Origin of the sequence: Tamlana flava (assembly GCF_041287255.1) — a bacterium.
In the GTDB taxonomy this organism is placed as follows: domain Bacteria; phylum Bacteroidota; class Bacteroidia; order Flavobacteriales; family Flavobacteriaceae; genus Tamlana; species Tamlana flava.
In genome coordinates this window covers 15,393-36,049 of the sequence record NZ_JBGGTX010000003.1, presented here as the reverse complement: position 1 = coordinate 36,049, position 20,657 = coordinate 15,393, and the positions used below count along the sequence as shown (strand labels likewise).

Annotated in this window: 25 protein-coding genes and 2 tRNA genes; 11 read left to right on the top strand and 16 right to left on the bottom strand. The window is 34.7% G+C overall.

Features of this window, described 5'->3' with window-relative positions:
- Position 1 precedes the first annotated feature (1 nt).
- The 6 genes from ACB104_RS09270 to ACB104_RS09245 all read right to left on the bottom strand — a co-directional run bounded on the left by ACB104_RS09270 (position 2) and on the right by ACB104_RS09245 (position 5,693).
- Positions 2-514 (bottom strand): IS1096 element passenger TnpR family protein, encoded by a 513-nt coding sequence (locus ACB104_RS09270; RefSeq protein WP_370478144.1) that lies wholly within the window; start codon positions 512-514, stop codon positions 2-4.
- Between the two features lie 39 nt (positions 515-553).
- A complete protein-coding gene (locus ACB104_RS09265) occupies positions 554-1,570 on the bottom strand; it encodes a COX15/CtaA family protein (RefSeq protein ID WP_370479080.1) in 1,017 nt (338 codons plus the stop codon).
- Positions 1,571-1,606: 36 nt separating this feature from the next.
- On the bottom strand, positions 1,607-3,025 hold the full coding sequence (locus tag ACB104_RS09260) for a CCA tRNA nucleotidyltransferase (protein ID WP_370478142.1): 1,419 nt from the start codon (positions 3,023-3,025) through the stop codon (positions 1,607-1,609).
- A 65-nt stretch (positions 3,026-3,090) separates the two neighbouring features.
- A complete protein-coding gene (locus tag ACB104_RS09255) occupies positions 3,091-3,660 on the bottom strand; it encodes an L-threonylcarbamoyladenylate synthase (protein ID WP_370478140.1) in 570 nt (189 codons plus the stop codon).
- Complete coding sequence (locus ACB104_RS09250) at positions 3,653-4,777, bottom strand: glycosyltransferase family 4 protein (protein WP_370478139.1); 1,125 nt, start codon at positions 4,775-4,777, stop codon at positions 3,653-3,655. The genes ACB104_RS09255 and ACB104_RS09250 overlap by 8 nt, the downstream gene beginning before the upstream one ends.
- The gene (locus tag ACB104_RS09245; protein WP_370478137.1) at positions 4,767-5,693 is read right to left on the bottom strand and encodes a glycosyltransferase family 2 protein; all 927 of its coding nucleotides are present in this window, start codon (positions 5,691-5,693) and stop codon (positions 4,767-4,769) included. The genes ACB104_RS09250 and ACB104_RS09245 overlap by 11 nt, the downstream gene beginning before the upstream one ends.
- Before the next feature lie 8 nt (positions 5,694-5,701).
- Between ACB104_RS09245 and ACB104_RS09240 the strand changes: the two genes are divergently transcribed.
- Together ACB104_RS09240 and ACB104_RS09235 are read left to right on the top strand one after the other, a co-directional pair.
- Entirely contained in the window at positions 5,702-6,613 is a 912-nt protein-coding gene (locus ACB104_RS09240; RefSeq protein WP_370479078.1) for a Kdo domain containing protein, read from the top strand.
- Positions 6,614-6,626: 13 nt separating this feature from the next.
- Complete coding sequence (locus ACB104_RS09235) at positions 6,627-7,640, top strand: glycosyltransferase family 4 protein (RefSeq protein WP_370478136.1); 1,014 nt, start codon at positions 6,627-6,629, stop codon at positions 7,638-7,640.
- Here the strand turns inward: ACB104_RS09235 and ACB104_RS09230 are convergent.
- Positions 7,637-8,398 (bottom strand): glycosyltransferase family 2 protein, encoded by a 762-nt coding sequence (locus tag ACB104_RS09230; protein ID WP_370478134.1) that lies wholly within the window; start codon positions 8,396-8,398, stop codon positions 7,637-7,639. The two genes, ACB104_RS09235 and ACB104_RS09230, sit on opposite strands and share 4 nt — an antisense overlap.
- A 42-nt stretch (positions 8,399-8,440) precedes the next feature.
- Here ACB104_RS09230 and ACB104_RS09225 point away from each other — a divergent pair, with 42 nt between their 5' ends.
- Entirely contained in the window at positions 8,441-9,271 is an 831-nt protein-coding gene (locus ACB104_RS09225; protein ID WP_370478133.1) for a glycosyltransferase family 2 protein, read from the top strand.
- Here the strand turns inward: ACB104_RS09225 and ACB104_RS09220 are convergent.
- Together ACB104_RS09220 and ACB104_RS09215 are read right to left on the bottom strand one after the other, a co-directional pair.
- Complete coding sequence (locus ACB104_RS09220) at positions 9,261-10,316, bottom strand: glycosyltransferase family 9 protein (RefSeq protein ID WP_370478131.1); 1,056 nt, start codon at positions 10,314-10,316, stop codon at positions 9,261-9,263. The two genes, ACB104_RS09225 and ACB104_RS09220, sit on opposite strands and share 11 nt — an antisense overlap.
- A gap of 92 nt (positions 10,317-10,408) precedes the next feature.
- Positions 10,409-11,224 carry a 2,3,4,5-tetrahydropyridine-2,6-dicarboxylate N-succinyltransferase gene (locus tag ACB104_RS09215; RefSeq protein WP_370478129.1) on the bottom strand — a complete coding sequence of 272 codons (816 nt, stop codon included), beginning with the start codon at positions 11,222-11,224 and terminating at the stop codon, positions 10,409-10,411.
- A gap of 328 nt (positions 11,225-11,552) precedes the next feature.
- Here ACB104_RS09215 and ACB104_RS09210 point away from each other — a divergent pair, with 328 nt between their 5' ends.
- The 8 genes from ACB104_RS09210 (at position 11,553) to ACB104_RS09175 (ending at position 15,286) form a co-directional block, all read left to right on the top strand.
- Positions 11,553-11,855, top strand: a complete 303-nt coding sequence (locus ACB104_RS09210; RefSeq protein ID WP_370478128.1) for a hypothetical protein — start codon at positions 11,553-11,555, stop codon at positions 11,853-11,855.
- 120 nt (positions 11,856-11,975) lie between these two features.
- On the top strand, positions 11,976-12,386 hold the full coding sequence (gene ruvX / locus ACB104_RS09205) for a Holliday junction resolvase RuvX (RefSeq protein WP_370478126.1): 411 nt from the start codon (positions 11,976-11,978) through the stop codon (positions 12,384-12,386).
- An 86-nt stretch (positions 12,387-12,472) separates the two neighbouring features.
- A complete protein-coding gene (def, locus tag ACB104_RS09200) occupies positions 12,473-13,063 on the top strand; it encodes a peptide deformylase (RefSeq protein WP_370478125.1) in 591 nt (196 codons plus the stop codon).
- Between the two features lie 56 nt (positions 13,064-13,119).
- On the top strand, positions 13,120-13,545 hold the full coding sequence (locus ACB104_RS09195) for a DUF5606 family protein (protein WP_370478124.1): 426 nt from the start codon (positions 13,120-13,122) through the stop codon (positions 13,543-13,545).
- A 125-nt stretch (positions 13,546-13,670) separates the two neighbouring features.
- On the top strand, positions 13,671-14,342 hold the full coding sequence (locus tag ACB104_RS09190; protein ID WP_370478122.1) for a Crp/Fnr family transcriptional regulator: 672 nt from the start codon (positions 13,671-13,673) through the stop codon (positions 14,340-14,342).
- 75 nt (positions 14,343-14,417) lie between these two features.
- A complete protein-coding gene (locus ACB104_RS09185) occupies positions 14,418-14,612 on the top strand; it encodes an anti-sigma factor (RefSeq protein WP_370478120.1) in 195 nt (64 codons plus the stop codon).
- 203 nt (positions 14,613-14,815) lie between these two features.
- Positions 14,816-15,070, top strand: a complete 255-nt coding sequence (locus ACB104_RS09180; protein WP_370478119.1) for a hypothetical protein — start codon at positions 14,816-14,818, stop codon at positions 15,068-15,070.
- 27 nt (positions 15,071-15,097) lie between these two features.
- Positions 15,098-15,286 carry a hypothetical protein gene (locus ACB104_RS09175; RefSeq protein WP_370478117.1) on the top strand — a complete coding sequence of 63 codons (189 nt, stop codon included), beginning with the start codon at positions 15,098-15,100 and terminating at the stop codon, positions 15,284-15,286.
- Positions 15,287-15,349: 63 nt separating this feature from the next.
- Here ACB104_RS09175 and ACB104_RS09170 read toward each other — a convergent pair whose 3' ends face one another.
- The 7 genes from ACB104_RS09170 to ACB104_RS09140 all read right to left on the bottom strand — a co-directional run bounded on the left by ACB104_RS09170 (position 15,350) and on the right by ACB104_RS09140 (position 20,560).
- Positions 15,350-16,498, bottom strand: coding sequence for a lycopene cyclase family protein (locus ACB104_RS09170; protein WP_370478116.1), 1,149 nt, complete (start codon positions 16,496-16,498; stop codon positions 15,350-15,352).
- Between the two features lie 5 nt (positions 16,499-16,503).
- Positions 16,504-16,953, bottom strand: coding sequence for a sterol desaturase family protein (locus tag ACB104_RS09165; protein WP_370478115.1), 450 nt, complete (start codon positions 16,951-16,953; stop codon positions 16,504-16,506).
- A 9-nt stretch (positions 16,954-16,962) separates the two neighbouring features.
- Positions 16,963-17,802 carry a phytoene/squalene synthase family protein gene (locus ACB104_RS09160; RefSeq protein WP_370478114.1) on the bottom strand — a complete coding sequence of 280 codons (840 nt, stop codon included), beginning with the start codon at positions 17,800-17,802 and terminating at the stop codon, positions 16,963-16,965.
- Positions 17,799-19,271, bottom strand: coding sequence for a bifunctional phytoene desaturase/3,4-desaturase (gene crtID / locus ACB104_RS09155; RefSeq protein WP_370478112.1), 1,473 nt, complete (start codon positions 19,269-19,271; stop codon positions 17,799-17,801). The genes ACB104_RS09160 and crtID overlap by 4 nt, the downstream gene beginning before the upstream one ends.
- A 43-nt stretch (positions 19,272-19,314) precedes the next feature.
- Positions 19,315-20,214 carry a MerR family transcriptional regulator gene (locus ACB104_RS09150; RefSeq protein ID WP_370478110.1) on the bottom strand — a complete coding sequence of 300 codons (900 nt, stop codon included), beginning with the start codon at positions 20,212-20,214 and terminating at the stop codon, positions 19,315-19,317.
- A 134-nt stretch (positions 20,215-20,348) separates the two neighbouring features.
- Positions 20,349-20,433, bottom strand: a tRNA-Leu gene (locus tag ACB104_RS09145).
- A 54-nt stretch (positions 20,434-20,487) separates the two neighbouring features.
- Positions 20,488-20,560: transfer RNA gene (locus tag ACB104_RS09140), tRNA-Lys, on the bottom strand.
- Between the last annotated feature and the right edge of the window lie 97 nt (positions 20,561-20,657).

Genomic DNA, 20,657 nt, shown 5'->3' with positions numbered 1-20,657 from the left:
GTTAATTCCAGTTTTCCTCAAAATCCAAGCTGTCATAATCATCAATGTCCAATCCGTCTTCAAACTCATCAAAGTCATCATCTTCATCGGCCTCAAAAAGTTTTTGTGGTGCGGAATCCGGTACTTGCCCTTGCACAAACATGAGGTTGGGGTAGTAGTTTCCTTCAGTTTCTTCAACAATTTCTGCTAATTCAACAAAAAACGTCCACATGCTAAAAAAGTCGTAAACATAAATAAGCTTTGTTTGTGCTTCATGAATCACACTATCTAACGACGTTTCGTTCATTAGTCGCGTAGAATCTTCATCACTTAAATCGAACAATGAAATTTCTTCACCTTGTTCCCAGTGGTCATTGCTAATATAAAATGAAGCCATTTCTGTGCCATCAAAACCAAAAGATTGAGTAATGATGTTGTGCAAATCTTCCAAGGTATCAGTCTCACGAATTTCTAAGTCGCGGAAGATATCCTCATCCGTATCATTATCTAAAATAACTCTAAATCTGTAAATCATTGGTGAAAAAATTGTGCTACAAAGGTAGTTTATTTTATGTTATTTCGTAAAACGATGCAAAGTAAAAGTCATTGCACTAAGCAGAAAAAAAGCACCAACTTGATGAGCAACACCCAGCCAAACAGGTACTTGCAGTAAAATAGTAAAAACACCGAGCAGGAATTGAATGCCAACTATTATAAGTAGAACTTGTATACTCTTTTTTTGAAATACAGTAAGTGTTATTTTTTTTGATTTAAAATAAATTACCAAAATAAAACCGACTACAACAAAGGCTAAAATTCTGTGGACGAATTGCACGCCACTTTTTCCCTCAATAAAGTTTTTGTATAATGGATTTTGTTCAATATACACGGTTTCATGCATAAACTTACCCTCACTCATCATAGGCCAATGGTTGTGAATAAATCCAGCATCTAAACCTGCCACAAATGCCCCATAAATTATTTGAACTAATAAAATGGTAAGCCCCCAACGCACTAGATTTCTAAAGTTTTTATTGATTTGTTTTTTATCGGGAAACATTAAGTCCAACGCTACCCAAAAGGTGTATGCAAAGGTTATGAATGCTGTGGTTAAGTGTGCTGCTAATCTGTAGTGGCTAACATCAGGATTATCTACCAAACCACTTTTTACCATATACCAACCTAAAAATCCTTGAAAAGCTCCCATGCAAAGTAGAAAAATGGCTTTTTGAATGGTTGGTTTGGTAAGCTGCTTGGTAAATAGAAAGTATAAAAATGGAATAAAAAACACGATGCCGATTAGCCTACCGATAAGGCGGTGTAGCCATTCCCAAAAATAAATGTCTTTAAAATCCTCTAAATTAAAATGATTGTTGAGTTTCTGGTATTCGGGGTATCGTTTGTATAAATCAAAAGCTTCCTGCCATTCGGTTTCGTTCATTGGCGGAATTGTACCCGAAATAAGCTTATAATTAGAAATAGATAAACCAGAATGCGTCAATCTGGTTATACCACCAACAACAACCATTATAAAAATGAGTAGGCACCCTGTAAGTAACCAATAAATTACTTTTTTGTTGTCTTTTTTCATGTTCATTCATTCCTAATATAGACAGGAATGCAAATTTTAGTTAATTGCTTTTAGTCCCAATTGTTCCCCTTTTTCCAACATTAACTTATGCGCTGCTTCATATTCATTGGGTATTTCGCCTTCAAGGATGGCTTCTTTAATTGCTTCTTTGATGATGCCAATTTCTTTTGAGGGTTGAAGGTTAAAAGTTTCCATGATTTCTTCCCCAGTAATTGGTGGTTGAAAATTTCTAATATGGTCGCGTTCTTCAACTTCAATAATTTTTTCACGAACAATTTTAAAATTGTTATGGTATTTTTTATACTTTTTAGAGTTTTTTGTTGTGATGTCTGCCTCGCAAAGTGTCATTAAATCATCAACATAATCGCCAGCATCAAAAACCAAACGGCGAACGGCAGAATCGGTCACGATGTCTTGAGCCAGTATGATTGGCCTAGAACTCATCAATACAATTTTTTGTACAAATTTCATTTTGTCATTCAATGGCATTTTTAGTCGTTTGAACAAACGGTAAACCATCTTAGAACCTTCAAACTCGTGCCCATGAAATGTCCATCCCACTTTTTTGCTGAATTTTTTTGTTGGGGCTTTACCAATATCATGCAATAAAGCTGCCCAGCGAAGCCACAAATCGTTTGTGTTTTCAGAAATATTATCAACCACTTCCAGCGTGTGATAAAAGTTGTCTTTATGGCGTTGCCCCTCAATTTCATCAATACCTTTAAGCGCGGTCAATTCTGGTAGAATATATTTTAAAAGACCTGTTTTTTCCAACAATAGAAACCCCTTTGAGGGTTTATCGCTTTCCAAGATTTTGTTCAATTCGGTAACAACCCGCTCATTGGTTATAATCTTTATTCTATCAGCATTACTGGCAATAGCTTTTAAAGATTTTTCCTCAATTTTGAAATTTAATTGGGATGCAAATCTAATGGCGCGCAACATCCTTAAAGGGTCGTCGCTGTAGGTAATATCAGGGTTTAACGGTGTTTTAATGATTTTATTTTCTAAATCCTTTATGCCATTAAAAGGATCTAACAAATCACCAAAATTGTCTTCACTTAAATTTAATGCTAAGGCATTTATGGTGAAATCTCGTCGATTTTGGTCGTCTTGCAATGTGCCATTTTCAACTGCTGGGTTTCTACTGTCTTCTGTGTACGATTCTTTGCGGGCTCCGACAAATTCTACCTCAATGTCTTCGTAACGAAGCATTGCTGTCCCATAAGTTTTAAACACCTGTACTTTTGGCTTATTGGGAAGATTATTGGCCACTTGCTTGGCTAGTTCAATACCATCACCAATAGCTACGATATCAATATCTTTTGCGCTTTCGCGGTTTAGAAAATAATCGCGAACAAAACCACCAATGGTGTAACTTTCCAAATCGAGTTCTGAAGCAGATTTGGAGATTACCTTAAAAATAGGGTGGTTTAAAGCTTCCTCGTAGTTCATAAATAGATAAAATTCAAATCCAAGTCCAAAATAGTTTGAGGTTTTAGAATTCGAAATTCGAATTTTTACGCTCTAATTATTTTTACAACACCATTGTTTCCCAACTTAATGATTGACGACGGTTTATCGCAAATTTTTTCGCGATGCAAATTTACAACATAGTCTACACCTTTTAAAACCTCTGGTGCTATTTCTTTGAACGATTTTGGGGTTGGTTGCCCACTAATATTTGCAGAGGTTGAAACAATGGCACCATTAAATTTTCTTGATAGCCAGTAGCAAAAATCATCATTTGGAATTCTCATAGCTATAGAGCCGTCTTCTGCTATTAGATTTTCTGCAAGATTTTGGGCTTCGTCGTATATTATGGTGGTTGGTTTGTTTGTAATATCAATAATGTTTTGGGCTGCCAAAGGAACTTGCTTTACATATTTTTTTAGCATTCTATTATCTGCAACCAAACAAATTAGGGCTTTACTGTCTTCACGCTGTTTTAATTGATACACTTTTTTTATGGCTTCTGGGTTGTTGGCATCGCAGCCAATGCCCCAAACCGTATCGGTAGGGTATAGTATCAGGCCGCCATTTTTTAATGTTTCGAGGGCTTTTTGTATTTCAATATTTTGACTAGACATTTTGCAGTATTTCTTTATAGACTTCAACGGTGCGTTGTGCCATTTTACTTGTCGTAAAATTGGCTATCAACTTATTGTAGGCATCGTTAACAAACTTTTTTTTCATTTCTGTATTATCCGAAAGTTTTAAAACCAGTTCAGCTAGTTTTTTATCATCATGCATTGGTGCAAGAAGACCGTTAGTTTCGTGTTCAATTATTTCGGGAATACCTCCCACATCAGTGCTCACGACGGGTATTTTATGGCACATCGATTCATAAATAAATTGCGGAACACCTTCGCTTTGCGAGGTCATTAGAGATATATCAAACTGTGGAATAAAATTTGAACCGTTTGGTGTATATCCTAAAAATACCATGTGGGCAGATAAATCGAGTTCTTTTATACGGTCTAAAAGCGGTTGGGTGCGTTCGGTAAAGGTGCCAATTTGAACAAAAAAGAAATTGGTTTTCTTTTCGTAGTTGATAATTCGATTGGCTACATTAACCCAAGTGTCCAAATGTTTTGCCCTAATGTGGTTGGCCACGTTGCCTATAATGATTTTATCTTTTCCGATGGATAATTTATCGCGCAGCAAAAAAGGCGTTTTGTCGCTTTTGGTTTTTAAATTGGTACCATGATAAATGGTAATGAGTTTGCTGTGGTCAACAACAGCTTTTTCTGAAACCCGTTTAGTTTCCTCGGACACGCAAAGGATTTTCTTGATTTTTGGGTAATTGTATTTGTACAATGTTTTTTTTCGTTGCTTGATTTCGAACGATGTTTTTTTGCTGAAAATAAATGGTGGTAAATTATAGATTTTATCGGCAATAATAGCAAGTTGAATAGCTGTGGTATCATGAATATGTATTAAATCTATCTTTTTGGATTTGCATACTTTTCCCAACTTGAAAGAAAACCTTAAATCCACCTTTATGCCCAAAGGAGCAGCAATGTGCTCGATTTCTGTTTGTTTTAGTCTTTCGTGAAATGGTCCATTCTTTACGCAAAATATAATATTGTTTATTTCAGGATTACTAGAAGCTAGTTCGGTGCAAAGGTTTTCTATGTGATTTTCGCCACCTCCCCAGTTTGATACGGCCGATAGATGTAAAATATTCATTCCTCTAGTTTGCAATAATTTGTTTTTGTTTTAAAGACGCACTAATTGGGGCACCTTTTAGAAAGAGCAAAAAAAGTGGAAAACTTTTTGGTTTAATTAATGTTTTGAAAAAGAATTTAACGGTTAGCCACCATCTTAAAACTTGGTAGGCCAAATAGCCGGAGTTTTTCCTTAAAACATATAACAGCGAAATTTTCAGTTCCTTTTTAATGGCAAAACTTTTTTCGGTGCTTTGCCCTTTAAAATGAGTGTACTTTCCTTCGGGTACCAAATAGCAATCACCCATTTTGGAGTTTTTTGCAATACGGTAACATAAATCGGTTTCTTCGTAATAAAGAAAAATATTAGTATCAAAACCTCCGACTTTATGAAATTGTTCGGTTTTTACAACCAAAAACGATCCGGGCACACTTTGCACTTTCAAAGGCTGTGAATAAACTTTTTGACGTTTTGGGTATTTTGTTGGGTTTGTTTTTTCAAGTATTTTACGGCCAAACAGTTCTCTTTTCAAACTCAAAAAATGGTCGAATGATTTTTGTACTTCGTTCAGCTCGTTGTATTGTTGCGGACAACAAATGGCCGCTTCAGCATTGTTTTCAAGAAAATTAAAAACAATGTTTAAACAATCGTTTTGTAAAATCGTGTCGTTATTAATAAAAGCATAATACTTGGCATTGGCAAACTGAACACCAAACATGTTTCCACCACCAAAACCTGTGTTATATCTGCTTCTAACAAATTTTAAATTTGGTAGGTTTAATTGGTTAATGGCTCCTTTTAGCTTTATGTAATCTTCAAGTTCTGAAGCGTTATCAACAATAATCAATTCAAATGAAATGGAGTTTGATGTCTTTTCCAATATGGATTTAATACAATTTACCGTGAAGGTAGAAGAGTTGTAGTTTATTATTATCGCTGAAATGTCTTTCATGCCGCTTGATGGTTATCAGCCAAAAATACAGGTTGGTAGTTGATAAAACAAATGAAACTGAAGCTATTCGTTTGGTTTACTTTTTTATTGGATATATTTGTGCCAATGAAAGCAAAAACGTGGGAAATAAGTTAGTAATAGCACCAAAATATAAACCAAAAGGCGATGCAATAAGAAAAGCGATTAAAAACTTTGATTTGCACGAAGAAATTTTGGGCGCTGCCGAGCGCAATATTATTAAAATTGTTGCCATTGATGGCGAAAAGCATACCATAAAGTCGTTTAAGGTACCTAACATAATCAATCAATTTGTATATAGATTTTTCAGGAAATCTAAGGCACAACGGTCTTTTGAATATGCCAATAAGCTGTTGCAAGCTGAGATTGAAACACCGTTTCCAGTTGCCTATCAAATTAATTCAACCCCATTTTTATTTAAAAAAAGTTACTATGTTAGTAAGTTGGTAGTATGTGATTTAACATACAGAGAATTGACCACAGATTTTGAAATTGAAGACCACGAGGCTATTTTAAGGGCGTTTACCAGATTTACTTATAAGTTGCACGAAAATGGTATTAATTTTTTGGATCATTCTCCAGGAAACACACTTATTAAAAGGTTGAAAAAAGGTTATGATTTTTATTTGGTAGATTTAAACCGAATGGAATTTGGTAAAATGGATTTTGAAACCCGAATTAAGAATTTTGCAAAATTGACTATCCATAAATCAATGATTAAAATTATGAGCAATGAGTACGCCAAATGTTCAGGTGAGGACGAACATGCCATTTTTAAGCTAATGTGGAATAGCACTGTTAATTTTCAAGACCAATTTTATAGAAAAATACGGTTGAAAAAACGTATTTTTTTCTGGAAGAAAAAATATAAATCGCGATCCAGTCAGTCGCCAATTCAGTGAAAATTATTATAGAATGAAAGGCAATTTAGGAGAGCAAGTTTATTTTTTGTTGGTCCATAAATGGAAATACCTTTGGGCCATTTTGGTATCGAAATTCTCGGCTTCAGCTTCCAAAAAAGTCAACGATGTAGTTTTTGTGGCTCGCGAATTGGATAAAAAATGGATTTTTGGAGCAAAGGTTCGTCGTCTTTCCCGATATTCTTCATTAAACGCAAAAACACATTATCACAATAAGTTGCGTAATTTACCCGATGCCGATGGTTATTTTTTCATCTATCAAAATTACTTTTGCAGATGTATAAGAAGCAAGCCTAGTATTTTAAATAAAAAGAACATTGTTATGTTCACCCACCCAAATTGGGATAAAAAATACTCGAGAACTCATGTGGTTTGGTGTCTTAATAAAGCTAATTATATTATTTGTTTAAACTCTGAAATTAAAACCTATTTGATCAACATAGGCGTAAAACCAGAACTGTTGAAAGTTTTACATATTGGTACATCGTCAAAATTCTTTTACAGTCATGAAAGAGGAAAAGGCGATGTCGGATTCGCTTCCAGTTACCATGCCCGTAAAAACCCAAAACTTATTTATGATATTGTAAAAAATATGCCTGATAGAACCTTTCATTTAATTGGACAAAATTGGCATAATTATGATGGATTTAAAGATATACTAAGCCTGCCAAATTTTATCTATCATAAGGAAGTTCCTTATGAGTCTTATCCAGAGATGTACAGTAAAATAGATGTTTTTGTTTCTCCATCTTTGTTGGAAGGTGGGCCAGTGCCTGTTTTGGAGGCTATGATGTCTAATTGTGTGCCCGTGGCATCAAAAACAGGTTATTGTACAGATTTGATTAACCATGGAGTAAATGGATTCTTATTTGATGTTGATGCTGGCTACGAAGATGTTATCCCGCTGTTTGAAAAAGCATTTTCTTTAAAAGCAAATATTAGGGAAACAGTAATGCCCTACACATGGGAAAACTGTGCCAAAACTATTGATGGGTTGTTTTTAAGCTAGGTTTTGTTACGATATAATTCCCGAAGTTTTATGTACTTTAAAAATGTAATATTGGCCGTTTGTATACAAATTATTAAGCCATTTAAACCATCAAGAAACCCCAATTTTAAAAAATAGGATCTAAAGAATGCCCACGTTGGGTTTAAAAGTATTCGCCAAATAGGTGCTTTTCTGCCCAAATCATGATAGGACTTTGCCGAAATTGAAGAGAAATGTTCAATTTTTAAATTGTACTCAGAATACGTTTGATATGACCAATGCAGGATATCTCCTTTTAAGCGGTTAGTTTTTATATTGAAAGAATTCATGACCACGCGGTCGTGAGGGTTAATTCCCTTCCATTTGGCTTTTTGCCTATTAAAAACCCTTAACTTTCTGTCAGGATACCAATGCGAATGTTTAATCCATTGCCCACAAAAATTGTTGAACCTATTACAGTAATAACCATCAACTGTCCAGTTGCTTTTTAATTTGATAATGGATTCCTGTAGTTCTCGAGATAGGGCTTCATCTCCATCAAGGGAAACAATATAGTCGTGAGATGCTTGTTTTAAGGCAAAGTTCTTCTGTTCGATGTAACCCAAGAATTCTTGTTCCACAAACTTAATATTGAATTTTTCACAAATGGCTTTGGTGTTATCGGTTGAAAATGAATCTACTACCACAATTTCGTCAACTACAGAGGTTAGAGATTTTAAACATTTTTCAATGTTTCGTTCTTCATTATAGGTAATTATGACGCCAGATAGTTTAATCATATTGCATTTAAGGGTTAGGCAAAAATAGCTATTTTTGTTACAATGGATACATATAAAGCATCTGTAATTATAAGCACCTATAATCAACCGAAATGGTTAGAAAAAGTTCTTTGGGGCTATAGTGTTCAAACAGAAACAAATTTTGCAATTTTAATTGCAGATGATGGCTCCGCAGAAACCACTAAAATGGTTATCGATAAGTTTATTGCCACTTCATCATTAAAAATTGAACATGTTTGGCAAAAGGATGATGGCTTTAGAAAGACAAGAATTTTAAACAAAGCAATTCAACAAGCAAAATCTGAGTATTTGATTTTTACAGACGGAGATTGTATTCCAAGGAATGATTTTGTTGAAACACATTTAAAGTTAAACATGCAAAATTGCTTTCTCTCAGGTGGATATTTTAAACTTCCAAAGCGTATTTCAGAAATTATTTCAAAGGAAGATATTGAAAACCAGCAATGTTTTAAATTAGATTGGCTTCTTGGGCTAGGATTGAAAAAAACATTCAAGACCAAAAAATTAACGGCTTATGGTTTGAAAGCTTGGTTTTTGAACACATTTACCCCCACCAAAGCAACTTTTGACGGCATGAATGTCTCTGGATGGAAGTCGGATATTATTGCGGTTAATGGTTTTGATGAGCGCATGCAATATGGAGGTGAGGATAGGGAATTGGGAGAACGACTCATGAACTATGGCGCCAAGTTCATTCAAATTAGATACAGTGCCATTTGTTTGCATTTACATCACAAACGTCCTTATAAAAATGAGGAGGCCCGGACACTGAATAATGAAATAAGGAAAAGGACCAAAAGGAACAAATCGGTTTTTACACCTTTTGGAATTGAAAAAGTGACTAAAAATTAAAGTTCTTTAAAAATTCAATTAATTTATCTTGAAATAGTTCTGGTTTAAAAAGATTATAGAGTTTTCGAGTTTCTTTTTTATACGTCTTTTCGGGTTTGGTGTAAATTTCAGGTTTATAATCTTTTAAATGTACGCCAGTGTTGTTTTTATCTTCATATAGATTCCAAGTGGCTTTATCTATCCATGGTGAGAAAATAGCAAAAGTATGCACGTTAAGTGCTTTGGCCATGTTTATAGCTCCGCCTTCATTTCCAATCACAGCATTACAATGATGTGTAATGGCAATAAACTCTCTTAAATTTTTACCGAAAACATCTAAGAAAATGGCCGGTTTGGTTTTTTCGTTACAAAGGTTGAATATTTCTGTTGCTTGATTTTTCTGCTTTGGTATATAATTGAATAAAATCTGCCCGTTGGTTAGGCTATAAATGGTGTCAATGACTCTAGCCATATATGGAAGCGGATACGTTTTGTTGTCACCACTTCCTAGAACACTAATCATTAAAATAGGTTTCTTAAAGTTTAAGCCATTATGAATTAAAAATTGTTTGCTTTCCTTAATTTCATCGTCAGATAGGTAAATCTTAGGTTTTAAATTTAAAGCTTCAATTCCAAGAGGTTTCAGTAATTGTAACCTGTTCTCTATGGCCAATCCATTTAAATTATCTGTAACTGTTTTTCTTTTTATATTATGGGTGTAAAAGGATGCTGAATAGGATTTATGATATGAAATTCTGATTTTTGCTTTGGAAAAATAAGTTAAAATATTGCTAGAAAGTTTCGAATATACATCGATAACAACATCATATTTTTGCTTTTTTATCGATTTGGCTAACTTCAAAAGCTGTTTTTTGCTAGCTTCGGCTTCTTTGGTGAAAAAGATAAAATTGTCAATAAATGGATTGTTTTTTACAACGGGAAACGTGTGCTCATTAATTAGATAATCTAATTGAGCTTTGGGGAATTTTTTGCGAAGTGACTCAAACAGGATACTGCTTGTAAGTACATCCCCAATCATTTTTTGTTGTATAACTAATATCTTCATAAGGTTCTTAAAACTACAATAAAAAAATTCCAAATTCCAAAGTAAATTATTTGGAGCTTGGAATTTAATTTTTTGAAATCTAAAAGATAGCGTTACACAGCCACATCATGCTCACGAAGCGCATCGTTAAGTGATGTTTTTTTATTGGTACTTTCTTTACGTTTACCAATAATTAAGGCGCAAGGCACTTGATAATCTCCAGCCCCGAATTTTTTGGTGTAACTACCAGGAATAACCACTGAACGCGCAGGAACTATACCTCTATACTCCACAGGTTTATCACCAGTTACATCTATTATTTTAGTACTCATAGTCAATACAACACCGGCACCCAAAACAGCTTCAGTCTCAACTCGAACACCTTCAACTACGATACAACGGCTTCCAATAAAGCAATTGTCTTCAATAATTACAGGAGCAGCTTGCAATGGCTCTAAAACTCCACCAATGCCAACACCTCCAGAAAGGTGTACATTTTTGCCTACCTGTGCACAGCTTCCAACTGTGGCCCAAGTATCAACCATGGTCCCTTCATCTACATATGCACCAATATTCACATAACTTGGCATTAAAATGGTACCTGGTGAAATGTATGCACCGTGTCTGGCAACCGCATGTGGCACCACACGAATACCTTTTTCAGCATATCCTCTTTTTAATGGAATTTTATCATGGAATTCTAAAGGGCCGGCTTCAATGGTTTCCATTTTTTGGATTGGAAAGTATAATACAACACCTTTTTTTATCCATTCGTTAACCTGCCAACCGTCTTTAGTAGGTTCGGCAACCCTCAATTCGCCCTTATCCAATAAATCTATTAATTTTCTAATGGCCGTGGTTGTGGTTTCTTCTTTTAGCAGGTCTCTGTTATCCCAAGCTCTCTCTATAATTTCCTGTAATTCTGTCATTGATATTTAATTTTTTCGCAAATATAATAGGTATCATTTAAAAAGGGAATGAAATAGCCATAATAATATCCACGAATTAAATCACGAATATCGATTTTTGAAGGTTGTTTTTTAGGGGTAGAATGATGCATTTTGTCTTTTTGTCTAGAGGAGATTGGGATGAAATGCTTAAAAGGATGTTTTTCGTCGATTAAATATGCTTTTAAACTATTTATCGATGAAAATAAGTAGCTTCTCTTATAATCGAAAATACTAGGCTTACAACTAATTTTTTGTGTGATAGCCTTCACCTGGATATATCTTTGAATCATCAAACAACGATAAACAGATGAAAACAAATTTCTACATATTATTAGCTTTCTTACTAACAGTTTCTTTTGCTAGTGCTCAAACTATTGAAAAAGCTGTTACTTCTGAAACTACTAATACAATTTCAGTTAACAATACTGAGAAGGTTAATGTAGAAGTTGCTCCTGTTAAAGAAAGTGATTCTTTATTGGTAAGTCCAGCTGAGATGAAAGAAGAAATTGCTCGTGCTAACAGTGATATTAGAATCTATTTAAACCTAAAAAGAAAAGAGGGTAATATTGATCTTTTATTCCCTAAAATGAATAAAGCTGTTAAAGCTTAAAATCAAAGTTCAAATTCAAATATATTAATATTTAAGGTTAAATTTTTTGTTAAAAAGGCTGTCTTTAAAGACAACCTTTTTTTTGTTTGATATATAGTCTTACTTTTGCAAAAACAAGATATGGCCCGCATTTTAGCATTAGATTTTGGTACAAAAAGAACAGGTATAGCTGTAACAGATGAATTGCAAATAATAGCATCAGGTTTAACAACGGTTAACACCGATGAACTTTTAGGCTTTTTAAAGGAATATATAGGAAAGGAAGTTGTTGAGTTGTTTTTGATTGGGGAGCCAAAACAAATGGACAATACAGCTTCAGAAAGTGAGCCTTACATAAAATCTTTTATTTTAAAGTTGGAAAGGGAATTTCCAAACATTCCAACAAAGCGGGTTGATGAACGTTTTACATCAAAAATGGCATTTCAGACCATGATTGATAGCGGGCTGAAAAAGAACCAACGCAAAAACAAGGCGCTTGTTGATGAGATTAGTGCAACCCTAATATTGCAAAGCTACTTGTACGCTAAATAGCAATTCAATTCCGATAGAATAAATTTTTGTTAAATACGATTCATAAATAATAAGAGTTGTATTTTTGCATTTCTAAGAAATAAACAATGATTTTACCCATAGTAGCCTACGGAGACCCTGTTTTAAAAAAGGTCGGTGAAGATATTCACAATGATTACCCAAACCTAGATGAACTTATTGAAAACATGTTCGAAACCATGTACAATGCCCTTGGTGTTGGTTTGGCTGCACCGCAAATAGGTTTGCCAATCAGGTTGTTTTTGGTTGATACTGCACCTTTTTCGGAAGATGAAGATTTAAGCAAAGAAGTCCAGGAAGCTTTAAAGGATTTTAAAAGGGTTTTTATAAACGCTAAAATAGTTGAAGAAGAAGGGTACGAGTGGGCGTTTAACGAAGGCTGTTTGAGTATTCCGGATGTTAGAGAGGATGTTTTTAGAAAACCGATTGTTACTATTGAATATCTTGATGAAAATTTTAATCAGCAAAAAGAAACGTTTACTGGTTTAATAGCTCGGGTAGTTCAGCATGAATATGACCATATTGAAGGAATTTTGTTTACGGATAAGCTTTCAAGTTTTAAAAAGCGTTTGATAAAGGGAAGGCTCAGCAATATCTCAAAAGGAAAAATTAACGTGGACTACAGAATGCGTTTTCCAGCCCAAAAAAAGAAACGATAATATTTGCAGAACACCATGAAACAGGTGATATTTGCCGCTTTTTAAAAAAATAATTTATGAGTTTAGATCGAGTAATTTCAATTTCAGGGAAACCAGGTTTATTTAAGTTAATAACACAAACACGTGGCGGATTTGTTGCTGAATCACTAATTGATGGCAAGCGTATATCTGTAAGTGTTCAAAACAATGTTAGTGTTTTAAGTGAAATTGCTATTTACACCTTAACGGAAGAAGTACCCCTTAGGCAAGTTTTAGGAAAAATTAAGGAAAAAGAAAATGGGCAACCAACCAGTGTAAAACCTAAGGACAGTAAAGATAAGTTGGAAGAATACTTTTTTGAAGTGTTGCCGGAATACGATGAGGATAGAGTATATGCCAGTGATATTAAGAAGGTCTTGCAATGGTACAATTTGCTGCAACAACACGATATGCTGAATACATTGGACGAAGGAACAAAGAGTCCTGCCGACGAAGAAGAATAGTCAGATTACATAAAGTCAAAAGAATAGCAAAAGCCTCCTTTTTATTGGAGGTTTTTTTATGGGTTATTGTTAGTTTAAGCCATAATTAACGACAGTAATAGTTCAAACTAAAACTGTATAACATTATGAAATCGCTTTGGTTTTTTGATGATGTAAACCTTTTTAAAATCCTTTGTCCGCATAAATTCAAAGCCTACAAATCTAATCACGATTTTGATGCTTATAAAAAGAAAGACTATATCTACTTTCAAGAAGATGCTGCCAACAAAGTATATCTTATAGAAAAGGGAAAGGTAAAAATAGGTTATTACAGCGAGGCTGGCGATGAGGTAGTAAAAGCCATACTAATACGTGGTGAACTTTTTGGTGAAACTGCTATTTTGGGTGAAACAAAACGAGAAGAGTTTGCACAATCTATAGATAACAATACCAGTATCTGTCCGGTGGGTGTTGAAACTATGCACGATTTGATGCAAAACAACAAAACATTTAGCTTTAAAATTTACAAGGTCATTGGTTTTAGGCTAAGGAAACTTGAAAGACGCTTGCAGTTGCTACTGTTCAAGGATGCCAAAACACGCCTTTTGGAATTTCTTGATGAGTTGTGTACAGATTATGGCTATGATTGTCAAAAAACTGGAGATAAAGTTATTCACCACCCATACACCCAAAAAGATATTGCCAGTTTAATTGGTACTTCACGATCGACACTGAACGTTCTTTTAAACGAACTTAAGGCGGAAAACATCATAAAATTTAAAAGAAAGGAAATAAGAATACATAAAAACAGTGCTTAATGTTAGGCAGCTAACATTTTTTAAAAATATCATGGTATAATTTTGAAGTACTTAAAACTTTAAAAGCAAAATACTATGATCAAGAAATTTTTAGCTTCAATATTCGCCATAGGGATATTGGTTTCGTCCTGCAGTAATGAGGATGAAGGACAAACCACAGCGCGTATAACTTTAAACCTCAATGGACTTGAGGAATTGGGTGCCGATTACGTTTATGAGGGTTGGATAATTGTAAATGGGATACCGGTTTCAATAGGAACGTTTTCGTAGGTTACCTTTCCGAAGTCGTTTAACGTTGATGCTAGCCAGCTTGCAAATACCACTACTTTTGTTTTATCCATAGAGCCTGCAAACGACACTGACCCTGCACCGGCAAACACTAAAATTTTGGCTGGTGATTTTTCAGGAAATTCAGCCAATATAAACTCAAATGGAATTGTTGCGATTTTGCCACATCCTCTGGAAATTATATTTTGGCAACACCTACAGATGGGGATAATAACAACGAATTTAGCGGCGTTTGGTTTTTAGACCTTTCAAGTGGCTCGCCTGCTGTTGGCTTAGATTCACCAGTTTTAATGGCAGGATGGAAATACGAAGGTTGGGCCATAATTGATGGTGTTCCTGTTAGCTCAGGTACATTCACTAATGTTGCCGATTTTGACGATAAGGCTACAACCACTCCGTTTAAAGGAAATATGGGTGATGGTCCTCCTTTTCCGGGATAGGATTATTTGCAAAACGCACCAAGCGGCTTGTCTTTTCCAACCGATTTAAGAGGAGCAACCGTAGTTATTTCGGTAGAGCCAGACCCAGACAATAGTCCCGCGCCATTTACATTAAAACCTTTAGCCCATATGGTCCATGCAAGCGCAACAGACCACAGTGCCATTGATATGGGGACTGGTCCCGTGCCAAGCTTGTCCGGAACTGTAACAAGGTAAACGCTGATTTTTATTAGCTTATTTAGGCGGGATTTTCTATTTGGAGGTTTTGCCTTAATACATTTAGAGTGTTTTAAAAAATGCCTTTATAAAACTCCACGAGAAAAGGGACTGCATAATTTTAAGTTCTTCCATAAAAGTGGATTCTTCATCCAAAAATCGAAATATACTTTGAATAAAATTCTTTTGATAAAACTGTTGAAATAGCCATTCGCCTTTATGGTTTTCGTCCCTTAAAACTTTTAGAAAAACTTTGTCGTAAAATTTAAAACGCTTTTTAAATAAGTCTTTAGAAGGTAGCCTGTTATGTTTCAAATTTTCAACAATTTTGGCCACTTTCTTTTCGGTGTGTTTAAATGAATACCCTGTAGAACCTTTTACCCATCCTCCTGCGGTGCCAATTTTTGTAATGTTTTTTGAGTTTGACTTTTCAAAAGGAAAACTCGTCATGGGAATATTGCCAACTTCAGTTTCAATAACGGAATAGTTTTCAATTTTTAAATACTCACTAATGTAAGTTTTTATGAATGAATCATAAGTTTCATCTGGTACAATTTGTTCAGTAAAATAGGTAAATTCCACTAAAGCTTCAGTTTTTGAAAATGGCAAGAAATAAGTAAATGTGGTTTGGTTTTTATCTTTCAACCTATAATCCATCATGGTGAATGCCGTGTCATCAAAAAAATCATTTTTTGTTTGTATGATCCAACCCTTGAAATGCTGGCTTATTGAAATGTGGGCATTTGATTTAAAAGAAAACTCTTCAGGAATACGACTATCAAAAACATGTGAGGCAGAATAGGTGTTATTTTGTGTTTTTAACACAACAAACGTTTTTTCTTCTTCTAAATGTTCAACTATGTCAATAAAAAAATGAAAGTTTTCGTATTTTTTTAATCGGGTTTTTGCGTGGGAATAAAAATCAATCGCACGAACAGTTTTGTAGTTATACGGATAAAGTTCTAAAGAAAACTCTTTTTTGGAGGTGATTACAGCAGCTTTTTCCCAAGATTTGTAAACCAAGTGATTCCATTGAGAGGGCTCTGTTTCCCAAAAGCTCCATGTTTTATCATTTTCTTTTTTTTCGGATAGGTCAATTAAGGCAATTTGTTTGTCATTGAAAAACTGGTCTTCACTCATTTTAAGAGCCAATTGCAAACCTGCCAATCCATTTCCAATAATGATATAATCGAAATGGGGGTTAGGAGCCATTAAAATTAATGTTTAAAATATTTAAAGGGAACGAAAAGCATTCCAAAGCACTCGCCGTCTTCTTTGCCTAAGTGTTTGTGGTGAATTTTATGGGCACGCCGTACACCCTTAGCGTACCAATTATTCGCATTTCTGAACATTTTAAAACGTTGGTGGATAAAAATATCGTGCACAATAAAATAAGAAACACCATAGGCGAAAATGCCCAACCCAATAGGAAGACCTGCCCAAAAAGAGGTGTATTTCCAAAGTAGAAAAAAGCCAATGCTTACCACAGCATAAAAGATAAAAAAGGCATCGTTTCGCTCAAACCAACTATTGTGATCTTTATGGTGGTGGTCTTTATGCAAATTCCACAGAAAACCATGCATGATGTATTTATGTGTAAACCAAGCCATAAACTCCATAAAGCAATAGGTGCCTAAAAATATAAATATCCAGAATAAAGTATGCATGCTAATAATTTACATTAAATTTAATTGATATTTTACATAACTGCGCATTAAAAGCTCTACTTTTTTTGGGTTTGAAACACGTATTCTGGAATCTTTAATCTTTAGAGCCGGTGTTTTTTTGAGTTTTTTCAATAGCTGCCTATAATATCTGTATGCCATAAAAACTCCAAACTTGGCTTCAATGGGTAGTTTTTTTATACCGCTCAAACCTTTTTCAAAATCAGCTTCAATATCATTTATAATGTCTTGTTTTGAAGATTCATCTAAGTTTTTCAAATCAGTATTGGGAAAATATGTTCGGTCCAATCCTTCAAAATCAGCTTTTAAATCGCGAAGGAAATTCACTTTTTGAAAAGCGGAACCCAAAGCCATGGCCGTTTCTTTGAGTTCATAATATTTTTTTATATCTCCTTTTACAAACACTTTTAAGCACATAAGCCCCACAACATCAGCTGAACCGTATATATACGCCTTAAACTCTTTTTCATTTAGGTATTTTGTTTTATGTAAATCCAATCGCATGCTGGCCATAAATGCATCAACCAAAGATTTATCGATGTTGTATTGGTGAAAAGTATACTGAAAAGCATTCAAAATGGGGTTGAGGCTTATTTTATTTTTTAGGGCTAACTCTAAATCATCTGAAAACCTGTTGAAAAGGAATTCTTTGTCGTAATCGTGAAATGAGTCCACAATTTCATCGGCGAAACGCACAAAGCCATAAATGTTGTAAATGTCATTTCTGATGGATTTATAAAGCATTTTTGTGGCCAATGTAAAGGACGTGCTGTATGTTTTGGTCACCAACTTGCTGCTGTTGTATGATACTGTGTCGAATAATGCCTTCATACTAAAATGGGATGATGTTTAATTACTAAATCGGCTACTAATTTTCCTGAAATTAAAGATGGTGGTACGCCTGGGCCAGGTACCGTTAATTGCCCAGTGAAAAATAAATTTTCAACTTTTTTGCTTTTCAACTTCGGACGTAAAAAGGCCGTTTGCATTAGCGTGTTGGCCATTCCGTAAGCATTACCGCGGTAAGAGTTGTAATCTTTAATAAAGTCGTTGATGCAAAAGCTTTCTTTAAAAATGATATGGTCTCTTACATTTTGAGATGTTAGGTCTTCAAAACGTGTTATAATTTTTTCAAAATACTTTTCCCTCAATTCATTGGTGTCCTCTAAGCCAGGAGCAAGTGGGATAAGAAAAATTCCAGCTTCCTTGCCATTTGGTGCTGAACTATTATCCGTAATACTTGGGAAACTACCATAAAATAAGGGGTTTTTAGGCCATTTAGGGTCGTCGTAGATGGCTTCAGCATGTACATCAAAATCCACATCGAAAAATAAGGTGTGGTGATTTACATTTATCAGTTTATTATCAAAACCAACATAAAATAGCAATGAGCTAGGTGCAAAGGTTTTTTTTGTCCAATAACTTTCTGAATACTGCCTGTAGGGTTTCTCAAGAAGACTTTCTGTATGGTGGTAATCGGCACCGCTGACGATGATATCGGCTAAAAACATTTTACCATTTGAAACTAACCCTTTTGCTTCACCATTTTCAACAATAATTTTTTCAATATCGGCTTCTGTTTTAATAGTTACTCCAAGTTCTTTGGCCAATTTTTCCAGAGCTAATATGACTTGGTACATACCTTTCACGGGGTGGAAGGTTCCCAAACCGAAATCGGCATAGTTCATAAAGCTGTAAAAGGAAGGCGTGTCGCTTGGTTTTGCACCAAGAAATAATACTGGGAATTCTAGTATTTGAATCAACCTTTCGTTTTTGAATGCCTTGCGAACATCCTGTTTGATGGTACTAAAAAATTGATTTATTTTCTTTATTGTGGTCGGTGTTATCAGCTCCAAAGGTGAAACACCAGGGTTGTAGACCAAGTCTTTTATGGCAATATTGTAATTACTTTTGGCTTCATTGATGAATTTTCTCAGTTTTTTAGAACTACCCTGCTCTTCCCTTTCAAAGGCTCTTTCAATCTTATCTAAGGTGTCTTCAATGATTATGTAATCATTTTTCCCGAAGTAAACACTATAAGCCGGATTAAGCTTTTCAAGGGTGTAATAATCAGAAGGTTTTTTTCCAAAGTCAGAAAAAAAACGTTCAAATACATCAGGCATCCAATACCATGTGGGTCCTATGTCAAAAGTAAAACCTTCTTTTTTTAGTTGTCTTGCACGCCCTCCTATGGTTTTGTTTTTTTCAAAAATGGTAACGTTGAAACCTGCTTGGGCCAAATAGCACGAAGCTGCCAAAGAAGAAAAACCTGATCCGATTATATTGACTGTTGTTTTCATAATGTTTAACAAATATAATAAAAAGTCAAACAAAATAAAACAATCAAATCGTTTTTACCAGATTTTCAATGGAATTAAACATTTGGACGTTTTTTGGGACATCGGTAAAGTTAATATCAGCAAGCTTTTTGCCTAAAACAAAAAAGTTGGTATTGTCCTTTTTGAGTAGTAATTCACTAAACTCATCAATATAATCTTGGACGTCATTTGTTTCAGGATAAACCGTAAAGTAGGATATGAAGGTGATGTCGTTAAAAAAGTCATGTAAATCGGTTAAACTTTGCATAGGTACACTTTCTCCCAAGAAAATAGTATGATAGCCCCTACTACGCAACTGGTAATTAATGAACAATAGGCCTATATCGTGTATTTCATTTTCGGGTAAAAACAAAACGAATGTCTTGGAGGCTGGCCTAGGCTCTAAAATTTGAAGTCGCTCTATATTTAGAAGAATTTTTTGTTTGATATGAACAGACAGAAAGTGCTCATGGGCCGGTGTAATTGTACCCGTTTGCCATAAGAGGCCAATTTCATTAAGCAAAGGAAGAAAAACCGAATAGAAAATTTCACTAAATGTTTTATTCTCTAAAAGATTATTGTATGTACTGTAGAACAAAACTTGGTCGAAATTTATCATGGCCATTTTCAGTGCGTTAATGGCGTGGTCTTCAACTTTGGCTCTAGAGGCAATTTCTCTAACCTTAATGGGAATTTCATCTTCTTTTAAATCAGCAATTTTAGAAATTTTCAGCCCGTTATTGTTTAGATATGATATGTTCAATAGCTTCTGAAAGCTATTTAAATTGTAGCTTCTAATGTTTGTGTCTGTTCTGTTGGGCTCAAGAAGATTGTAACGCTTTTCCCAAATGCGAATGGTATGGGCTTTAATGCCGGTAAGATTTTCTAAATCTTTAATACTAAAATTAACCTTAATATTGTTCATCAATATTGACTTTAAGTTAAACAAAAGTAAATATAATTCTCGGAAAATCAATAGAATTTAGAGAATAAAGATTTTTGAGGTTCTTTATTCAGAAAGTTTTCTCACAAAAAGAAGTAGAAATGATTGAGGTAAAGTGCGCACGAGAAGATTCGAACTTCCACATCCTAAACGGATACTGGCCCCTCAAGCCAGCGCGTCTACCAATTCCGCCACGTGCGCTTTAAATTATGCTCTAAAATAAAAAAAGTTAAGCAATTTTGCTTAACTTTTTTGTGACCGGGCTGGGGCTCGAACCCAGGACCCTCTCCTTAAAAGGGAGATGCTCTACCAACTGAGCTACCAGGTCATTAATTGTGCTACCGTACTCTCGTTAGCGGGTGCAAATATAAAACCTATTTTTAATTAAACAAGGCTTTTTTTGAATAAATTTTCGTTTTTTTGCC

Excerpts from the sequence above, each read along its gene's own strand:
- ACB104_RS09255 (WP_370478140.1), bottom strand. The coding sequence starts at position 3,660 with ATGTCTAGTCAAAATATTGAAATACAAAAAGCCCTCGAAACATTAAAA.
- ACB104_RS09160 (WP_370478114.1), bottom strand. The coding sequence starts at position 17,802 with ATGAAGGCATTATTCGACACAGTATCATACAACAGCAGCAAGTTGGTG.
- ACB104_RS09235 (WP_370478136.1), top strand. The coding sequence starts at position 6,627 with ATGAAAGGCAATTTAGGAGAGCAAGTTTATTTTTTGTTGGTCCATAAA.
- ACB104_RS09190 (WP_370478122.1), top strand. The coding sequence starts at position 13,671 with ATGAAATCGCTTTGGTTTTTTGATGATGTAAACCTTTTTAAAATCCTT.
- ACB104_RS09225 (WP_370478133.1), top strand. The coding sequence starts at position 8,441 with ATGGATACATATAAAGCATCTGTAATTATAAGCACCTATAATCAACCG.
- def (WP_370478125.1), top strand. The coding sequence starts at position 12,473 with ATGATTTTACCCATAGTAGCCTACGGAGACCCTGTTTTAAAAAAGGTC.
- ruvX (WP_370478126.1), top strand. The coding sequence starts at position 11,976 with ATGGCCCGCATTTTAGCATTAGATTTTGGTACAAAAAGAACAGGTATA.
- ACB104_RS09215 (WP_370478129.1), bottom strand. The coding sequence starts at position 11,224 with ATGACAGAATTACAGGAAATTATAGAGAGAGCTTGGGATAACAGAGAC.
- ACB104_RS09245 (WP_370478137.1), bottom strand. The coding sequence starts at position 5,693 with ATGAAAGACATTTCAGCGATAATAATAAACTACAACTCTTCTACCTTC.
- ACB104_RS09220 (WP_370478131.1), bottom strand. The coding sequence starts at position 10,316 with ATGAAGATATTAGTTATACAACAAAAAATGATTGGGGATGTACTTACA.
- ACB104_RS09260 (WP_370478142.1), bottom strand. The coding sequence starts at position 3,025 with ATGAACTACGAGGAAGCTTTAAACCACCCTATTTTTAAGGTAATCTCC.
- ACB104_RS09195 (WP_370478124.1), top strand. The coding sequence starts at position 13,120 with ATGAGTTTAGATCGAGTAATTTCAATTTCAGGGAAACCAGGTTTATTT.
- ACB104_RS09270 (WP_370478144.1), bottom strand. The coding sequence starts at position 514 with ATGATTTACAGATTTAGAGTTATTTTAGATAATGATACGGATGAGGAT.
- ACB104_RS09230 (WP_370478134.1), bottom strand. The coding sequence starts at position 8,398 with ATGATTAAACTATCTGGCGTCATAATTACCTATAATGAAGAACGAAAC.
- ACB104_RS09210 (WP_370478128.1), top strand. The coding sequence starts at position 11,553 with ATGAAAACAAATTTCTACATATTATTAGCTTTCTTACTAACAGTTTCT.
- ACB104_RS09185 (WP_370478120.1), top strand. The coding sequence starts at position 14,418 with ATGATCAAGAAATTTTTAGCTTCAATATTCGCCATAGGGATATTGGTT.
- crtID (WP_370478112.1), bottom strand. The coding sequence starts at position 19,271 with ATGAAAACAACAGTCAATATAATCGGATCAGGTTTTTCTTCTTTGGCA.
- ACB104_RS09170 (WP_370478116.1), bottom strand. The coding sequence starts at position 16,498 with ATGGCTCCTAACCCCCATTTCGATTATATCATTATTGGAAATGGATTG.
- ACB104_RS09265 (WP_370479080.1), bottom strand. The coding sequence starts at position 1,570 with ATGAAAAAAGACAACAAAAAAGTAATTTATTGGTTACTTACAGGGTGC.
- ACB104_RS09150 (WP_370478110.1), bottom strand. The coding sequence starts at position 20,214 with ATGAACAATATTAAGGTTAATTTTAGTATTAAAGATTTAGAAAATCTT.
- ACB104_RS09240 (WP_370479078.1), top strand. The coding sequence starts at position 5,702 with ATGGTTATCAGCCAAAAATACAGGTTGGTAGTTGATAAAACAAATGAA.
- ACB104_RS09165 (WP_370478115.1), bottom strand. The coding sequence starts at position 16,953 with ATGCATACTTTATTCTGGATATTTATATTTTTAGGCACCTATTGCTTT.